General features: G+C 71.9%; 12 protein-coding genes. 7 read left to right on the plus strand and 5 right to left on the minus strand.

The annotated features are described in order from the left end of the window. Window positions 1-152 precede the first annotated feature (152 nt). Window positions 153-2570 (minus strand): endopeptidase La, encoded by a 2418-nt coding sequence (lon, locus tag ACH4U8_RS00330; RefSeq protein ID WP_395775399.1) that lies wholly within the window; start codon window positions 2568-2570, stop codon window positions 153-155. A gap of 141 nt (window positions 2571-2711) precedes the next feature. On the opposite strand from lon, the gene ACH4U8_RS00335 reads away from it, so the two are divergent. The 5 genes from ACH4U8_RS00335 to ACH4U8_RS00355 all read left to right on the plus strand — a co-directional run bounded on the left by ACH4U8_RS00335 (window position 2712) and on the right by ACH4U8_RS00355 (window position 7740). Continuing rightward, window positions 2712-3218 (plus strand): YfbM family protein, encoded by a 507-nt coding sequence (locus tag ACH4U8_RS00335; RefSeq protein WP_395775400.1) that lies wholly within the window; start codon window positions 2712-2714, stop codon window positions 3216-3218. Between the two features lie 124 nt (window positions 3219-3342). Beyond that, on the plus strand, window positions 3343-3894 hold the full coding sequence (locus ACH4U8_RS00340) for a GNAT family N-acetyltransferase (protein ID WP_395775401.1): 552 nt from the start codon (window positions 3343-3345) through the stop codon (window positions 3892-3894). A 240-nt stretch (window positions 3895-4134) separates the two neighbouring features. Then, the gene (locus ACH4U8_RS00345) at window positions 4135-5409 is read left to right on the plus strand and encodes an MFS transporter (RefSeq protein ID WP_395775402.1); all 1275 of its coding nucleotides are present in this window, start codon (window positions 4135-4137) and stop codon (window positions 5407-5409) included. Window positions 5410-5570: 161 nt separating this feature from the next. Next, window positions 5571-6182 (plus strand): NADPH-dependent FMN reductase, encoded by a 612-nt coding sequence (locus ACH4U8_RS00350; protein ID WP_395775403.1) that lies wholly within the window; start codon window positions 5571-5573, stop codon window positions 6180-6182. Between the two features lie 55 nt (window positions 6183-6237). Then, on the plus strand, window positions 6238-7740 hold the full coding sequence (locus ACH4U8_RS00355) for a DHA2 family efflux MFS transporter permease subunit (protein ID WP_395775404.1): 1503 nt from the start codon (window positions 6238-6240) through the stop codon (window positions 7738-7740). Between the two features lie 123 nt (window positions 7741-7863). On the opposite strand, the gene ACH4U8_RS00360 is transcribed toward ACH4U8_RS00355, so the two are convergent. Together ACH4U8_RS00360 and ACH4U8_RS00365 are read right to left on the minus strand one after the other, a co-directional pair. Beyond that, complete coding sequence (locus tag ACH4U8_RS00360) at window positions 7864-8601, minus strand: HdeD family acid-resistance protein (protein ID WP_360312598.1); 738 nt, start codon at window positions 8599-8601, stop codon at window positions 7864-7866. A gap of 135 nt (window positions 8602-8736) precedes the next feature. Next, window positions 8737-10566 (minus strand): AMP-binding protein, encoded by a 1830-nt coding sequence (locus tag ACH4U8_RS00365; RefSeq protein WP_379992570.1) that lies wholly within the window; start codon window positions 10564-10566, stop codon window positions 8737-8739. A gap of 343 nt (window positions 10567-10909) precedes the next feature. On the opposite strand from ACH4U8_RS00365, the gene ACH4U8_RS00370 reads away from it, so the two are divergent. Beyond that, window positions 10910-12097, plus strand: a complete 1188-nt coding sequence (locus tag ACH4U8_RS00370; RefSeq protein WP_395775977.1) for an acyl-CoA dehydrogenase family protein — start codon at window positions 10910-10912, stop codon at window positions 12095-12097. After that, on the plus strand, window positions 12094-13239 hold the full coding sequence (locus tag ACH4U8_RS00375; RefSeq protein WP_395775405.1) for an acyl-CoA dehydrogenase family protein: 1146 nt from the start codon (window positions 12094-12096) through the stop codon (window positions 13237-13239). The genes ACH4U8_RS00370 and ACH4U8_RS00375 overlap by 4 nt, the downstream gene beginning before the upstream one ends. 47 nt (window positions 13240-13286) lie before the next feature. On the opposite strand, the gene ACH4U8_RS00380 is transcribed toward ACH4U8_RS00375, so the two are convergent. After that, window positions 13287-13433 (minus strand): hypothetical protein, encoded by a 147-nt coding sequence (locus ACH4U8_RS00380; RefSeq protein ID WP_380020600.1) that lies wholly within the window; start codon window positions 13431-13433, stop codon window positions 13287-13289. Window positions 13434-13529: 96 nt separating this feature from the next. Continuing rightward, window positions 13530-14054 (minus strand): hypothetical protein, encoded by a 525-nt coding sequence (locus ACH4U8_RS00385; protein WP_360312590.1) that lies wholly within the window; start codon window positions 14052-14054, stop codon window positions 13530-13532. Between the last annotated feature and the right edge of the window lie 38 nt (window positions 14055-14092).

The raw sequence follows: 14092 nt of genomic DNA on the forward strand, positions 1-14092 counted from the left end.
GCTCCGGGGCCTGGCCGGGGTAGTGCCCATGCTGCGTTTTGTTTTCTTTGGAGCGGGCGCGCCCGCGGGTTGGGGGGGGGGGGGCCCCCCCGCCCCCCCCCCCCCCCGGGGGGGCCCCCCCCCCGCGGCAGGTCCCACAACCTGACGCAGGGTCAGGCGGCCACGGTGTGCTCGGCGTTGGCCGGCTCCAGGGCCAGTTCCAGCACCTCGCGTACGTCGGCCACCGCGTGCACGGTGAGGCGGCTCAGGATCTCCTCGGGCACGTCGTCCAGGTCGGCCTCGTTGCGCTTGGGGATCAGCACCGTGGTGACGCCGGCCCGCTCGGCGGCGAGCAGCTTCTGCTTGACGCCGCCGATCGGGAGTACCCGGCCGGTGAGCGAGACCTCACCGGTCATCGCCACGTCCGAGCGGACCGGCCGCCCGGTGAGCAGCGACACCAGGGCGGTGGTCATCGTGACGCCGGCGCTCGGGCCGTCCTTGGGGACCGCTCCGGCCGGCACGTGGATGTGTACGCCCCGGTCCTTGAGGTCGCCCACCGGCACCTCCAGCTCAGCCCCGCGCGAGCGCAGGTAGGACAGCGCGATCTGCGCCGACTCCTTCATCACGTCGCCGAGTTGGCCGGTCAGGGTCAGCCCCGTACCACCCGTCTCCGGGTCCGCGAGCGACGCCTCGATGTAGAGCACGTCGCCGCCCGCGCCGGTGACCGCGAGCCCGGTGGCCACTCCCGGCACCGCCGTGCGCTGCTCGGCCTTGCTCAGCAGCGACTCCGGGGTGTGCCGGGGCCGGCCGAGGTAGTCGCGCAGGTCGCCGGCGTCCACCGTGATCGGCAGCGGGTGCGCGTCGGCGTCCAGCGCCTGCCGGGCCGCGACCTTGCGCAGCACCCGGGCCAGCGAACGCTCCAGGGTGCGCACGCCCGCCTCGCGGGTGTACTCGCCCGCCAGCAGCCGCAGCGCCTCCTCGGTGAAGGACACCTCGGTGGCTTCCAGGCCCGCCTTGTCCAACTGGCGCTTGATCAGGTGGTCCCGGGCGATGAGGACCTTCTCGTCCTCGGTGTAGCCGTCGAGACGGACCAGTTCCATCCGGTCCAGGAGCGGCTCGGGAATCGTCTCCAGCACGTTGGCCGTGGCCAGGAACACCACGTCGGACAGGTCGAGTTCGACCTCCAGGTAGTGGTCGCGGAAGGTGTGGTTCTGCGCCGGGTCGAGCACTTCGAGCAGGGCTGCGGTCGGGTCGCCGCGGTAGTCCGAGCCGACCTTGTCGATCTCGTCGAGCAGGACGACGGGGTTCATGCTGCCCGCCTCCTTGATCGCCCGGACGATCCGGCCGGGCAGCGCGCCGACGTAGGTGCGCCGGTGGCCGCGGATCTCGGCCTCGTCGCGCACACCGCCGAGCGCGACCCGGACGAACGAGCGACCCATCGCGCGGGCCACCGACTCGCCGAGCGAGGTCTTGCCGACGCCGGGCGGGCCGACCAGGGCCAGCACCGCGCCGGAGCGTCGTCCGCCGACCACGCCCAGTCCGCGCTCCTCACGGCGCTTGCGGACCGCCAGGTATTCGACGATGCGTTCCTTGACGTCCACCAGGCCGGAGTGGTCCGCGTCCAGGATCGCGCGCGCCTCGGCGATGTCGTACGCGTCCTCGCTGCGGTCGTTCCACGGCATTTCCAGGACGGTGTCCAGCCAGGTGCGGATCCAGCCGCCCTCGGGCGACGCGTCGGAGGCGTGCTCCAGCTTGTCGACCTCCTTGAGCGCGGCGGCCAGCACCTTCTCCGGCAGATTCGCGGCCTCGACCCGGGCGCGGTAGTCCTCCTCCTCGCTGTCCGGGGTGCCGTTGAGCTCGTTGAGCTCCTTGCGCACGGCGGCGAGCTGCTGCTTGAGCAGGAATTCGCGCTGCTGCTTGTCCATCCCCTCCTGGACGTCCTTGCGGATCGTCTCCGCGACGTCCAGCTCGGCGAGGTGGTCCCGGGTCCAGCCGACGACCTTGGTCAGCCGCTCCTCGACGTCGACGGTCTGGAGCACCTCGATCTTCTGCTGGAGCGTCAGGTAGGGGGCGTAGCCGGAGTTGTCCGCCAGGTCGCTGGGGTCCTCCAGGGCCTGCACGTGGTCCACCACCTGCCACGCGCCGCGCTTGCCGAGTACGGTGGTGACCAGGGCCTTGTACTCGCGGGCCAGCTCGTGGGTGTGCTCGTCCGCCTCGACGTCCGCCACCCGGGTCGCCTCGACCCACAGCGCCGCGCCGGGCCCGGTGGTACCGCTGCCGATCCGCACCCGGCCCTCGCCGCGCACCACCACGACCGACTCGCCCCCGGGCAGTCGGCCGACCTGCTCGATCACGCCGAGCGTGCCCACCGCCGGGTATTGCCCGTCGTCGCGCGGAACAAGCAGCACCCGCGCCTTGCTCTCACTACGGATGCCGGGTCCACCGGACCGCCCCGCGGCGGCCCGCGCGGCATCCACGGCGGCACGGGTCTCCGCGTCATCGAGTTCGAGCGGGACCACCATGCCGGGGAGGACGACCACGTCGTCCAGCGGAAGAACCGGCAGGGTCAAGGTCCCGATGGTCTCGCTCATGTCATGCCCCTCAGGTAGCCACAGTCGAAAAAGTTGCGCTGCATTGACTCAAGAAACAAGAGCCTCCCTTTGTTCCCCCACCCTCCCCGATCCGTGTTCGCCCTGGGCGAAGTTGTCGGTGGACGCCGCTAGCCTGCGGCGATGGGCATGGTCGGGGAGTACCTGAGAGTCGCCCCCGCCGAGTTGGCGCGGGCGATCACCGACCAGGCGTGGGGCGAGGAATTCATCGACGACGTCCTCGACGCCGAGTCGGAGGGGTGTCCCGACCCGACGCGGGCCCGGTCGCACAACACCGACAAGGCGTGGGACGCCCTGGGCTTCCTGACCCGGCGGATCGGCTTCACCGTCGACGTCGTCCACGGTGCGGAGGCGATGCCCTGGGACGAGAACGACTGGAGTCACGGGGTTCCGCGCTACCTCACCCCGGACCGCGTTCGAGCAGCCGCCGAGGCTCTGTCGGCGACTCCCGGTCACCGGCTCGTCGCGGGTGTCGGCCCGGCCGACCTGGTGCGTGCCGGGGTCTATCCGGCCTTCGTCTGGGAGCAGGCAGAATCCCTCGAGTACGCCACCGGGCACTACGCGGCGCTCGGCGTGTTCTTCCGCTCCGCGGCCGAGGCCGGGGACGCGGTACTGGTCTGGTTGTCCTGACTCGTGCGCCCCGGTGCGGGTCGGGGATTGGGCGCAGTGGGTGAATTCCGCGCCCGGCACTTTCGTCGTGGGTCGGTGGGGCGGAAGAATCGTGCGACTCGATACGAGGGGGCGAATCCGGTCAGTGAGCGACGTCTTTCCCGAACGTGTCCTGCCTGCGGGGCCGATCACACTGCGGCCGTTCGGCGCCGATGATGCCGAGGACAACCGAGCCGCCTGTGCGGACGAGGTAGTCCAGCGATGGTTACCGCTGCCCCGGCCGTACACCCTGGAGGCATCCGTCGACTGGTGTACGAAAACGGCGCACACGCTGCGCGAGTCGGGTGACGGGGTGCACTTCGCGATCGTCGACCCGGACGAGGGCCGACTCCTGGGCGCCATCGGGCTCAAGCGCACCGACTGGCACGAACTGGTCAGCGAGGTGGGGTACTGGGTGGCGCCGTGGGCTCGCGGACGCGGGATCGCCGCCTTGGCCACGCGGGTGCTCGGGCGCTGGCTGTTGACCGAGCAGGGCTTCGAGCGCCTCGAACTCAAGGCCGCCGTCGGGAACATCCCCTCGCGCAAGACGGCGATCAAGGCCGGCCTGCACCGCGAGGGCACGCTGCGCAACGCCGGTCGGCTGCACACGGGTCGGATCGATGTCGTGCTGTACTCACTGACCCCGGCCGACCTGTAGGCCGATCGGTAGGGCCGATGGGCCGACCCGTGGACGGATCCCGTCGGGCCGACCCGTGGGCGGATTCGTAAAGCCGACCCGTGCGGTGCGGCGGGTCGGCACGGGCGGCGGTCGATCTCCGACTGCTCGGCGGCGGAAGGACGTTGACGGCGGGATACCGCCAGACCCGGCGGGTTGCCGGCGGTTGTACTGGGGGCGCCCCGCTGTCGGGGCCCCACCCCCACCGCCGAAAGGGACTTCATGTCCGTCACGACCGGATCCGACGAGCACACGACCGGGCGGACCGACCCGGCTTCGCAAGAGCGAGAGCGGGCGCGGGAGCAGGCGCGGGCGCGGACGCGGGAGCACGAACCTCGGCAGTACTGGCCGGGTGTGGTGTGTCTGGGAGTCGGCATCTTCGCGATCGTGACCAGCGAGATCCTGCCGATCGGGTTGTTGACGCCGATCGGGGGCGAGTTCGGGGTCTCGGACGGCACGGCGGGGTGGTTGATGACCGTGCCGGGCCTGGTGGCGGCGATCTGTGCGCCGCTGGTCACCGTGACCACCGGGCGGCTGGATCGGCGGGGCATGTTGGTCGCGCTGATCGTGCTGCTGGCGGTGGCGAACTTCCTTGCGGCGATCGCACCGGCGTTCTGGGTGGTGTTGGTGGCGCGGTCGTTGGTCGGGGTGACCATCGGCGGTTTCTGGTCGATCGGGGCGGGGTTGGCGCCTCGGCTGGTGCACGGGAGGGTGGTGGGTACGGCGACCGCCGTGGTCTTCGCGGCGGTGCCGGCCGGCTCGGTGTTGGGGTTGCCGGCCGGGACACAACTGGGCGAACACATCGGCTGGCGCGCTTCGTTCGTGGTGCTGGGCGTACTCGCGCTGGGGGTGGCGATCGCGCTGCTCGCACTGCTTCCGCCGCTGCCGCCGCTTCAGGTGACCCGGGCCGCGGTGTTGCGTGGGTTGTTGCGCGGCACCGACATCCGGATCGGGCTCGTGGCGACCTGTCTGATCGTGATCGCGCACTTCGGCGCCTACACGTATGTGACGCCGTTCCTGGAGCAGGTCACCCACGTGGACCGGGGGCTGATCGGCGTCTACCTGTTGGCCTTCGGCGTGGCCGGCATCGTCGGCAACTTCGTCGCGGGCGCGACCATGGTGCGCGGCCTGCGGGCGACGTTCGTCACGTGCGCGGCGCTGATCGCGCCGGCCACGCTGCTGTTCCCGGTCCTGGGCCGGTGGGATGCGGGCGCGGTCGGGCTGCTCGTGGTGTGGGGGGCGGCCTACGGCGCCGTCCCGGCCTGCTCCCAGACCTGGTTCGCGCGCTCGGCCCCTCGGGCGCCGGAGGCCGCCATGGTCGTGTTCACATCGTCCTTCCAACTCACCCTCGCCACCGGCGCGCTCGTCGGCGGGGCCGTCGTCGACGCCACGTCCCCGTCGACGGTGATGGTGTGCGCCGGCGCCATCGCCCTCGCCGCGGTCGCCGCCCTCGCGGCCCTCGCCGCGCCGGACGAAGCACCTCGTCGCACCACCTGACCACCCCCGCACCCGGCTTGCGCAAAGGCCGTACGGCGGAAGGAAGACGGGCGGGGTTGACTTCAAGTCGACTTCAACTTCTAACGTCTTCACCAGGCGCTCGGAGGAAGCACTTCCGGGGCCTCACCGCACAGTTCGCCTTTCTTTTCCCGGGGGTTCCCATGAGCATCGCCACGCACACCGAGACGCGCACCCGGACCGACACCTTCCGGCTGGCCGTCATCGTCGGCAGCACCCGCGAAGGGCGCTTCGCCCCCGTCGTATCGAACTGGTTCGCCGAAACGGCCGAGCGGCACGGGGACTTCGAGGTGGACATCATCGACCTGGCGCACGACCGGCTGCCCGACGTGTGGGCTCCGATGGGCAGCGAGCCCGCCGCGGTGGTCGAGGCGGTGGGCGCTCGGCTGGCCGCCGCGGACGCGTTCGTGGTGGTCACACCCGAGTACAACCACAGCTTCCCGGCCGGGCTGAAGAACATGATCGACCTGTTCCGCAACGAATGGCAGGGCAAGCCGGTGGGCTTCGTGTCCTACGGCGGCATCTCCGGCGGCCTGCGCGCCGTCGAGCAACTGCGCCTGGTCTTCGCCGAACAGCACATGGTCACCACCCGGGACGGACTCGCCTTCCCGATGGCCTGGGAGAAGTTCGACGCCGAGGGCCGGCCGGTCGACGTCGCGGGCACCGAGGCCGCCGCCAAGGTGATGCTCGATCAGCTCGCCTGGTGGACCGAGGCCACCCGGTCGACGCGCCTGCGCCGCCCGTACGGCGTCTGAACACCCGCTCCGAAGCAGCCGCAGCCATTCCACCGCCGAACGCCAGGAGCCCGTGATGGCCTCGACCACCGCCCCGGCCGCGAGCGCGCCCGCGACCGCCGTCCCCACCCCGTCCCGCAACATCGCGATGATCGCCCTCGTGGTCGTTCTCGGCTCGGTGATGTCCGTACTCGACGTCACCGTCGTCAACGTCGCCCTCAATCACCTCGCGCAGGACTTCGACGCACCACTGGCCACCATCCAATGGGTCGCGACGGGGTACACGCTGGCCCTGGCCACCGTCATCCCCGCGGCCGCGTGGGCGATGGGCCGATTCGGCACCAAGCGGTTGTACATGTTCTCCATCGCCACCTTCGCCGCCGGCTCCGTCCTGGCCGGGCTGGCCTGGTCGGCCGAGTCGCTGATCGCCTTCCGGGTCCTGCAGGGGCTCGGCGGCGGCCTGATCATGCCGGTCGGGATGACCATTCTGGCCCGCGCGTCGGATCCGAGCCGGATGGGGCGGACGATGGCCATCCTGGGCATCCCGATCCTGATCGGCCCGCTCGCCGGCCCGATCCTGGGCGGATGGCTGGTGGACGACGTGTCGTGGCGCTGGATCTTCTTCATCAACGTGCCGATCGGCGCGGTGGCGCTGGTTCTGGCCGCCAAGGTCTTCCCGCGCGATACGCCGCAGCCGACCAGGCCGCTGGACGTGCCCGGACTGCTGATGCTCTCCCCCGGCCTGGCGCTGCTGATCTACGGTCTGGCCACCGGCGGCGAGAAGGGCGACTTCGGCGCCACCGGCGCGTTGGTCCCGGCGGTGTCGGGCGCGTTCCTGGTGATCGGCTTCGTGGTCCGGGCGTTGCGGGTCGAGCACGCGTTGATCGATCTGCGGCTGTTCCGCAGCCGCCCGTTCGTGGCCGCCGCGGGCACCATGGTGCTGTTCGTCTGCGCCTACTTCGGCTCGATGATGTTGGCCCCGCTGTACTACCAACTGGTGCGCGGCGAGAGCGCCACCGCGTCCGGCCTGCTGGGCGCGCCGCAGGCGCTGTTCACCGCGGTGTCCATGCAGATCGCCAGCCGGCTCAGCGACCGGATCGCGCCGGGACGGATCGTGCTGGTCGGGATCGTGGTCGCCGCCTCCGGTTTCCTCGCCTTCACCACGCAGGTCGCCGCGAACACGCCCTACTGGGTGCTGATGTCCTGCATGTCGGTGACCGGGATCGGGGTCGGCATGACGCTGATGCCGACCACCGCTTCGGCGCTGCGCACCATGTCGCACGAGCAGGTCGCGGTCGCCGGGACCACGTTGACCATCATCCAGCAGGTCGCCGCCGCGATCGGCGGGGCGCTGATGTCGGTGCTGTTGGCCGGTGCGATGCGCGAGGGCCTGCCCGCCGGGCGGGGGGCCGGGGGGCTCGGTGAACTGCACATGTTGTCGCCGGCCGCGGTGGACGAGATCGGGCCTCGGTTGGCGGACACGTTCCAGGGGACGTACTGGTGGGCGGTCGGGTTCATGGCACTGGCGTTCCTGCCGGCGCTGCTGATGAGTCGACGGGCACCGCTGCCGACGAAGTGAAGCCGGACCCGCGGCCGATGCGCCCTCGCCCGCCGGACGGGCCGAGTGCCCTCGAACACCGGACACACCGAACGCCGGACGGGCTGTCGTCGACAGCCCGTCCGGCGTTCGGTGTGTCCGGCGCTACCGCTCCCGGTCCCCGCGCTCGGTCATCGTGTCCGGGCCCTTGAAGGTGCCCTCCCGGGTGGTTTCACCGTTGGCCTTCCACTCCGTGGAGTGCTCGTCGCGCGCGAGCGGTGCCGGGGCCCCTTCGGGGACTTCCGCCTCGCGGACCAAGCCGACGATCCGACGGCCCGTCAGGCCCAGGCTGACCAGGCTGAGTCCGTCGAAGAGCAGGGCCAGCGAGATGAACGTGCCGATCGCGTAGCGGCTGCTGCTGGGCCATTCGGCCAGTACCAACAGACCCAGGACCAGGTCGATCACGCCGACCAGGATGGTCCAGATCATCTTGGCCGACATGCTCGCGACGCCGCCCACGATGCGGAACATGCCCGCGCCGAGCAGCAGCAGCGCCACGAACAGGGTGAGCGCCTCGGCCGCCACCTCGGGCCGGCGCAACAACACGACACCCGCCGCGATGTTGAGCGCGGAGACCGCGACCACCAGCCAGAACGCGTTCTCCTTGCGCGCCTGAATGGCCTGGACGAAGCCGACCACACCGCCGATCAACAGCAGCCAGCCGAACAACACCATCGTGGTCAGCGTGGCCACACCCACGTAGACCAGGCCGACGATCCCGCCGAGCATCAACAACGTGCCGAGCACGACCAGCAAACCGAAACCGAAGCCCTTGCCGCTGCGCCGATGCCGTCCCGCGCCGGATTCGGCGGTCGGTCCCGTGACGCCCTTCGTGCTGTCCATGGGTGCCGCTCCTCGGATGTGCCCACGCCCGCAGAATCGCGTGCCTGGTACGCCTTCCCGCTGGAAAGCGACATATCCGCACGATCGGCTGTCCGCACGATCGGCCGAGGGCGCCGATCACGCCGCCCGCACCGATCAGCGCCGGGTTCCCGGCGGCAACGACGGGGGCAGCGCGGAGCGCACCGGGGACAGTGCCGGGGACAGCGCCGGGCGCGTGGCGGGCATCGGGGTCGGCACCGACACACCCCGTACCGCCGGGCCCGGACGGTCCATCAGGCCCAGGAAGTGCCGCCGCAGCCGGTACTTCTCCACCCGCCCGTTCGGCGTCCGCGGCATCCGCGTGACGATGCGCACCTGCGCCGGCCGCATGTACGCGGGCAACGACTGGACGCACCACGCGCGTAGTTCGTCGGGGTCCAGCGGTCGGCCCGGCTCGGGCTCGGCGTACAGGACCACCTCGTCCTCGTCCTCCCGATCGGTGGGCACCCCGAACACCGCGCCGACCGCGATGTCCGGATGCTGGTTGATCAGGTCCTCGATGTGATAGGCCGACACGTTCTCGCCGCGGATCCGGATCCGGTCCACGACCCGGTCGACGAAGTGCAGCAGCCCGTCCTCCTCGTCGAACACCGCCGCGTCGCCGGTGTGGAACCACAGATTGCGGGTGGCCTCCGCGGTGCTCAGCGGGTCGTCCACGTACTCCTGCACCAACAGTCCCGGCAGATGCGGTCGGATCGCCAGGTGCCCGACCACACCGCGCGGCACCGGCCGATCGTGCTCGTCCAGGATCGCCACCCGGGCGAACGGCAGCGGCGCGCCCAGGCAGCCCTTGCGCACGATCCGCGCCCCGTCGAGCACCGGCACGCCCAGTCGGGCGCACACCTTCGCGATCGCCGCCGGCGCCAGGCCGCGGCGCAGCGCGGGCGGCGTGGCCTCGCTCGGGTCCAGGCCGGTCAGCACGGCCGCGATCGGCAGGCCGGTCTCGACCTGTCCGTAGCCGGCGACCACGGTGTCGATCCCGTACCGGCGCGCGAACGTGTGGTGGATCGGCGGCAGCGGCTGCATGAGCACCGTGCTCAGCGGGTTGTCGCGCTCGCCGCGGGTCTGGGGCGCGCCGGAGAGCCAGCCCACCATCGTCTCGGTGAGCACCGCGCTGGTGGCCCCCGCCGACGCCACGCGGCGCCAGAAGTCGACCGGGTGGAATCGGTCCCACAACGACACCCCGGCCCCCGCCCAGGCGGCCCGGGCCAGGCCCGCGAACGCACCCTGGACCGAGTGCAGCGGCAGGTCCACGTGCACCACGTCGTCGGGCGTGGTGAGCCGGCGCAGCAGCAGCGTGTACGAGGCCAGCCAACGGTGCGGCAACACGGCGGCCTTGGGTCGGCCGGTCACCCCGGCGGTGTGCACGATCATCCCGACGTCGCCCGGATCGATCCGCACGGCCGGCGGCACCGCGCGGGCGAGGAAGTTGGCGTAGGCGATCTCCGGGTAGCCGTGCGGCGGCCTGGGCCCGACCGCGTCGTGCACGGTCAGCCGCGGCAGCCGGTTCAGGTGCGGCCGGACCGCCTCCAACGCGGGCACCAGCGCGCGTTCGGTGACCACGAGCACCGGTTGGCCGGCTTCGAGTTGCTCGACCAGCAGGTCGCCGATCGCGTCCGGATCCACCGGGCAGTACACGGCGCCGGCCTTCCAGATGCCGAACATCCACAACGCGGCGGCGTACGCGCTGCGGCAGTGCACCGCGACCCGGTCGCCGCGGCGGATGCCCGCCCGGGCCAGGTTGCCGGCGATCGTGTCGGTGGCCCGCTTGGCCTCGGCGTAGCTCAGGTCCAGGCCGTGCTCGCCGTAGTGGATGAAGACCCGCATCGGGGTGCGCACCGACCACTGGTCCAGTGCTTCGACGACCGACTCCCCGTCCGCGGCGAGTTCGGCGGCGAGACCCGCCTCGAGTTGATCGGCGGTCATGGCTGTACAGCACCCCCTGCGACGCGCGGAATCCCGGAAGGTCCCGGCTGGAGTCCGTGCGTGTACTCGCTCACACGGGGAGACGAACATATCGCCTGGGCGTGCCGATTGGGGGCCCGGGCGCGGGCTTCCTACCGGTGAGTTCAGCGCCTAGCATCCAGGCAGTCCGGTTGTCGACAGTGTGTCCGGGTCGATGGACAGGGCGTCATGACGGAGGACGGAGGCACCTGTGGTGCGAGAGCGGGGCGACGTGAGCGATACGGACAGCGAGCCCACCGACGAGCCGACCGACACGCCGAGCCACGCGCCGACCGACGAGCTCGAGCGCGAAGCCGCCGACGGGATCGACGAGGCGGGCATTCGGCGTCGGGTGGCCGATCTGGTCGCGGCGCACGATCCGACCACGATGTCCTCGGTCGAGTTCCTGGGGCACCGGTTCGACGCGGGCCTGGCCTGGGTGCACTTCCCGATCGGGTGCGGCGGCCTGGGCGCCTCGCGGGCGTTGCAGCAGGTGGTGGAGAGCGCGTTGATCGCGGCGGGCGCGAAGACGGCCAGTGGGTACCGCAATCCGATCGGCCTGGGGATGGGCGCGCCCACCATCGCCGCGCACGGCGCGGCCCGGCTGCGGGCCGAGTTGTTGCGCCCGCTGTGGACCGGCGAGGAGATCTGGTGCCAACTCTTCAGCGAGCCGGGCGCGGGATCGGACCTGGCGGGTCTGGCCACCCGCGCCGTCCGCGAGGGTGACGGCGACTGGGTCGTCAACGGCCAGAAGGTGTGGACCTCGCTCGCGCACAAGGCGCGGTGGGCGATGTTGCTCGCCCGGACCGATCCGGACCTGCCCAAGCACCAAGGGTTGACCTACTTCTTCCTGGACATGACCGCGCCGGGGGTCGAGGTGCGGCCGCTGCGCCAGGCCACCGGGCAGGCGGAGTTCAACGAGGTGTTCCTGACCGACGTGCGGATCCCGGACACGCACCGGGCGGGCGAGGTGGGTCAGGGCTGGGCGGTGTCGAACACGACGCTGATGAACGAGCGGGTGGCCATCGGCGGCGCGGCGTCGGCCCGCGAGGCGGACGCGATCGGCGCGGTCGCGCGGATGTGGCGCGACCGCCCGGAGTTGCGCACGCCGGGGCTGCACGACCGGCTGTTGCGGGCCTGGGTGGAGTGCGAGGTGGCCCGGCTGGGCAACGAGCGGATCCGCCAGCAGCTCGCGGCCGGTACGCCGGGCCCGGAGGGATCGGCGGCCAAGATCGCCTACGCCCGGCTGAACCAGGACGTCACCCGGTTGTGGCTGGAGTTGGCCGGCGAGGAGGGCCTCGGCTACGACGACTGGGCGATGCGCCGCAGCGAGTTGGGTCAGGCCACCCTCGGGGCGCGGGCGCCGGGCTACTACTACCTGCGGGCCAAGGGCAATTCGATCGAAGGCGGCACGTCCGAGGTGCTGCGCAACGTGATCGCGGACCGGGTGCTGGACCTGCCGCGCGAGCCGCGTACCGACACCAAGGTGCCGTGGAAGGAGATGCCCCGGTGAGCGAGCCCAGGATTCCGTCGTTGTTGTACGGCGAGGTCGAGGAGGATCTGCGCGCGGCGCTGCGCGAGGTGTTGCGGGATCGGTGCGGATGGCACGAGGTGCTGGCGCGGATCGACACCGAGGAGGCGTACGACGACGGCCTGTGGAAGGCGGTCGCGGCCGAACTGGGCCTGGCCGGGCTGTTGATCCCGGAGGAGTTCGGCGGGGCCGGGGTCGGGGCGCGGGAGGTCGCGGTGGCGCTGGAGGAGTTGGGCCGCGCGGTCGCGCCGGTGCCGTTCCTGGCCAGTGCGGTGCTGGCCACGTCGGCGCTGCTGGCCTGCCCGGCCGGCGAGGCGCGCGACGCGGCGCTGCGGGTACTCGCGGACGGCTCGCGGACCGCGACCCTGGCGGTGACCGCGACCACGTGGCCGGGGGCGGGTTTCCCGCTGTCGGTGACGGGTGCCCGGGACGCGGACGGTTTGTTGCTGACCGGCGCGGTGACCGGGGTGTTGGCCGCGGATCGGGCCGAGTTGCTGGTGGTTCCGGTGGTGGTGGCCGGCGAGGCGCAGCTGGCTCTGGTCGCGGGCGACGCGGCGCATCTGGCCCGGCGGGCGGTGACCTCGCTGGATCCGACCCGGCCGGTGGGCGAGTTGACGTTGGATCAGGTGCGGGGCCGGGTGGTGGCCGGGCCGGAGCACGCCGAGGCGGCGCTCGGGCACGCGCTGCGGCAGGGGGCGGCGCTGTTGGCCTCGGAGCAGTTGGGGGTGGCCGAGCAGGCGTTGGCCGAGGCGGTGGCGTATCTGAAGGTCCGGCACCAGTTCGGCCGGCCGATCGGGTCCTTCCAGGCGCTGCGGCATCGTGCGGCCGACCTGTGGTCGGACATCGCCGCGGCCCGGGCCGCGGCGCGCTACGCGGCGGCGTGCCTGGCCGAGGACGCGGCGGACGCGGCGGTGGCCACCGCCCTGGCGCAGGCGTACTGCGGCGAGGTGGCGGTGCGCGCGGCGGAGGAATGTGTGCAGATGCACGGCGGGATCGGCTTCACCTGGGAGCACCCGGCGCACCTGTACCTCAAGCGGGCGATGGCGTCGGCGCTGCTGCTGGGCACTGCGGATCGGCATCGGGCCACGCTGGGCACGCTGGTGGACCTGCCGCCGGCGATCTGAGCGGTCCGGACACGGGTGCGGCCGGCCTCCGGGTGGAGGCCGGCCGTTCAGCTCCGCAGCATCAGGACGATCATCACGACCGCGACCGCCATGAGCACGGCCCACACCGCCGTGACGAGACGAAGGCGCTTTCCGTCCCGGGCGGCGGGGGTGTCGGTCGGACCGGGGTCCGCCGGTTGCGGGTTGTCGCTCATGTCCTGGCTGCCCTCCACGGTGCCGCGCGCGGTGTCCTCCCGTTCAGGATGACACCGCGCGCGGCCCGTTGAGGAGCCCTCGCCCCGGAATGTGGCTCAGTGTCCGGCCGGGGTGGTGGGCAGTACCGCGGTGGCGTCCGCCGCCGGCCCCGCGACCGCCGGGGCGGCCTGCGGTACCTGCTGGGCGGCGATCAGCCGGGCCAGCCAGAACCGCATGAACGTGGACAGCGAGTAGCGGATGAAGAGGGCGAAACCCAGCAGCGAGACCGGGATCGCCGACAGACCCAACGTGATCGCGTCGTTCTGGGTCAGGATCAGCGTCGTGCCGTGCGACATGAAGTAGGCGCCGATGCCCATGCCGATCCCGACCACCATCAGCCCCACGCCCAGCCACATGAGCTGGGTGTCGAGCATGGTCTTGGGCGCACGCAGTTTCAGCGCGCCGACGTCGGCGGTGAACTGTCGGGTCCGATCCTGAGTGGCCGCCGGGATCGCCGCATGGCGCGGGGCGAACGCCGGTGGTGGCCCGGCCGTCGGCACCCCCTGCGGAACCGTCGGCGGCTCGCCGGCGGGCCTCGCGGGTGCGGGCTGCCCGTCGGCGTTCACGCTGTTCATACTCATCTAAGTCGTCACCTCGTGGGTCGCCGTGAGGTTGGTAC

It is taken from the genome of Embleya sp. NPDC020886, assembly GCF_044333915.1.
In the GTDB taxonomy this organism is placed as follows: Bacteria; Actinomycetota; Actinomycetes; order Streptomycetales; family Streptomycetaceae; genus Embleya.

Bases quoted from the DNA above. Each gene is read 5' to 3' on its own strand.
- lon (WP_395775399.1), bottom strand. From the start codon at position 2,570: ATGAGCGAGACCATCGGGACCTTGACCCTGCCGGTTCTTCCGCTGGAC.
- ACH4U8_RS00335 (WP_395775400.1), top strand. From the start codon at position 2,712: ATGGGCATGGTCGGGGAGTACCTGAGAGTCGCCCCCGCCGAGTTGGCG.
- ACH4U8_RS00345 (WP_395775402.1), top strand. From the start codon at position 4,135: ATGTCCGTCACGACCGGATCCGACGAGCACACGACCGGGCGGACCGAC.
- ACH4U8_RS00350 (WP_395775403.1), top strand. From the start codon at position 5,571: ATGAGCATCGCCACGCACACCGAGACGCGCACCCGGACCGACACCTTC.
- ACH4U8_RS00355 (WP_395775404.1), top strand. From the start codon at position 6,238: ATGGCCTCGACCACCGCCCCGGCCGCGAGCGCGCCCGCGACCGCCGTC.
- ACH4U8_RS00360 (WP_360312598.1), bottom strand. From the start codon at position 8,601: ATGGACAGCACGAAGGGCGTCACGGGACCGACCGCCGAATCCGGCGCG.
- ACH4U8_RS00365 (WP_379992570.1), bottom strand. From the start codon at position 10,566: ATGACCGCCGATCAACTCGAGGCGGGTCTCGCCGCCGAACTCGCCGCG.
- ACH4U8_RS00380 (WP_380020600.1), bottom strand. From the start codon at position 13,433: ATGAGCGACAACCCGCAACCGGCGGACCCCGGTCCGACCGACACCCCC.
- ACH4U8_RS00385 (WP_360312590.1), bottom strand. From the start codon at position 14,054: ATGAGTATGAACAGCGTGAACGCCGACGGGCAGCCCGCACCCGCGAGG.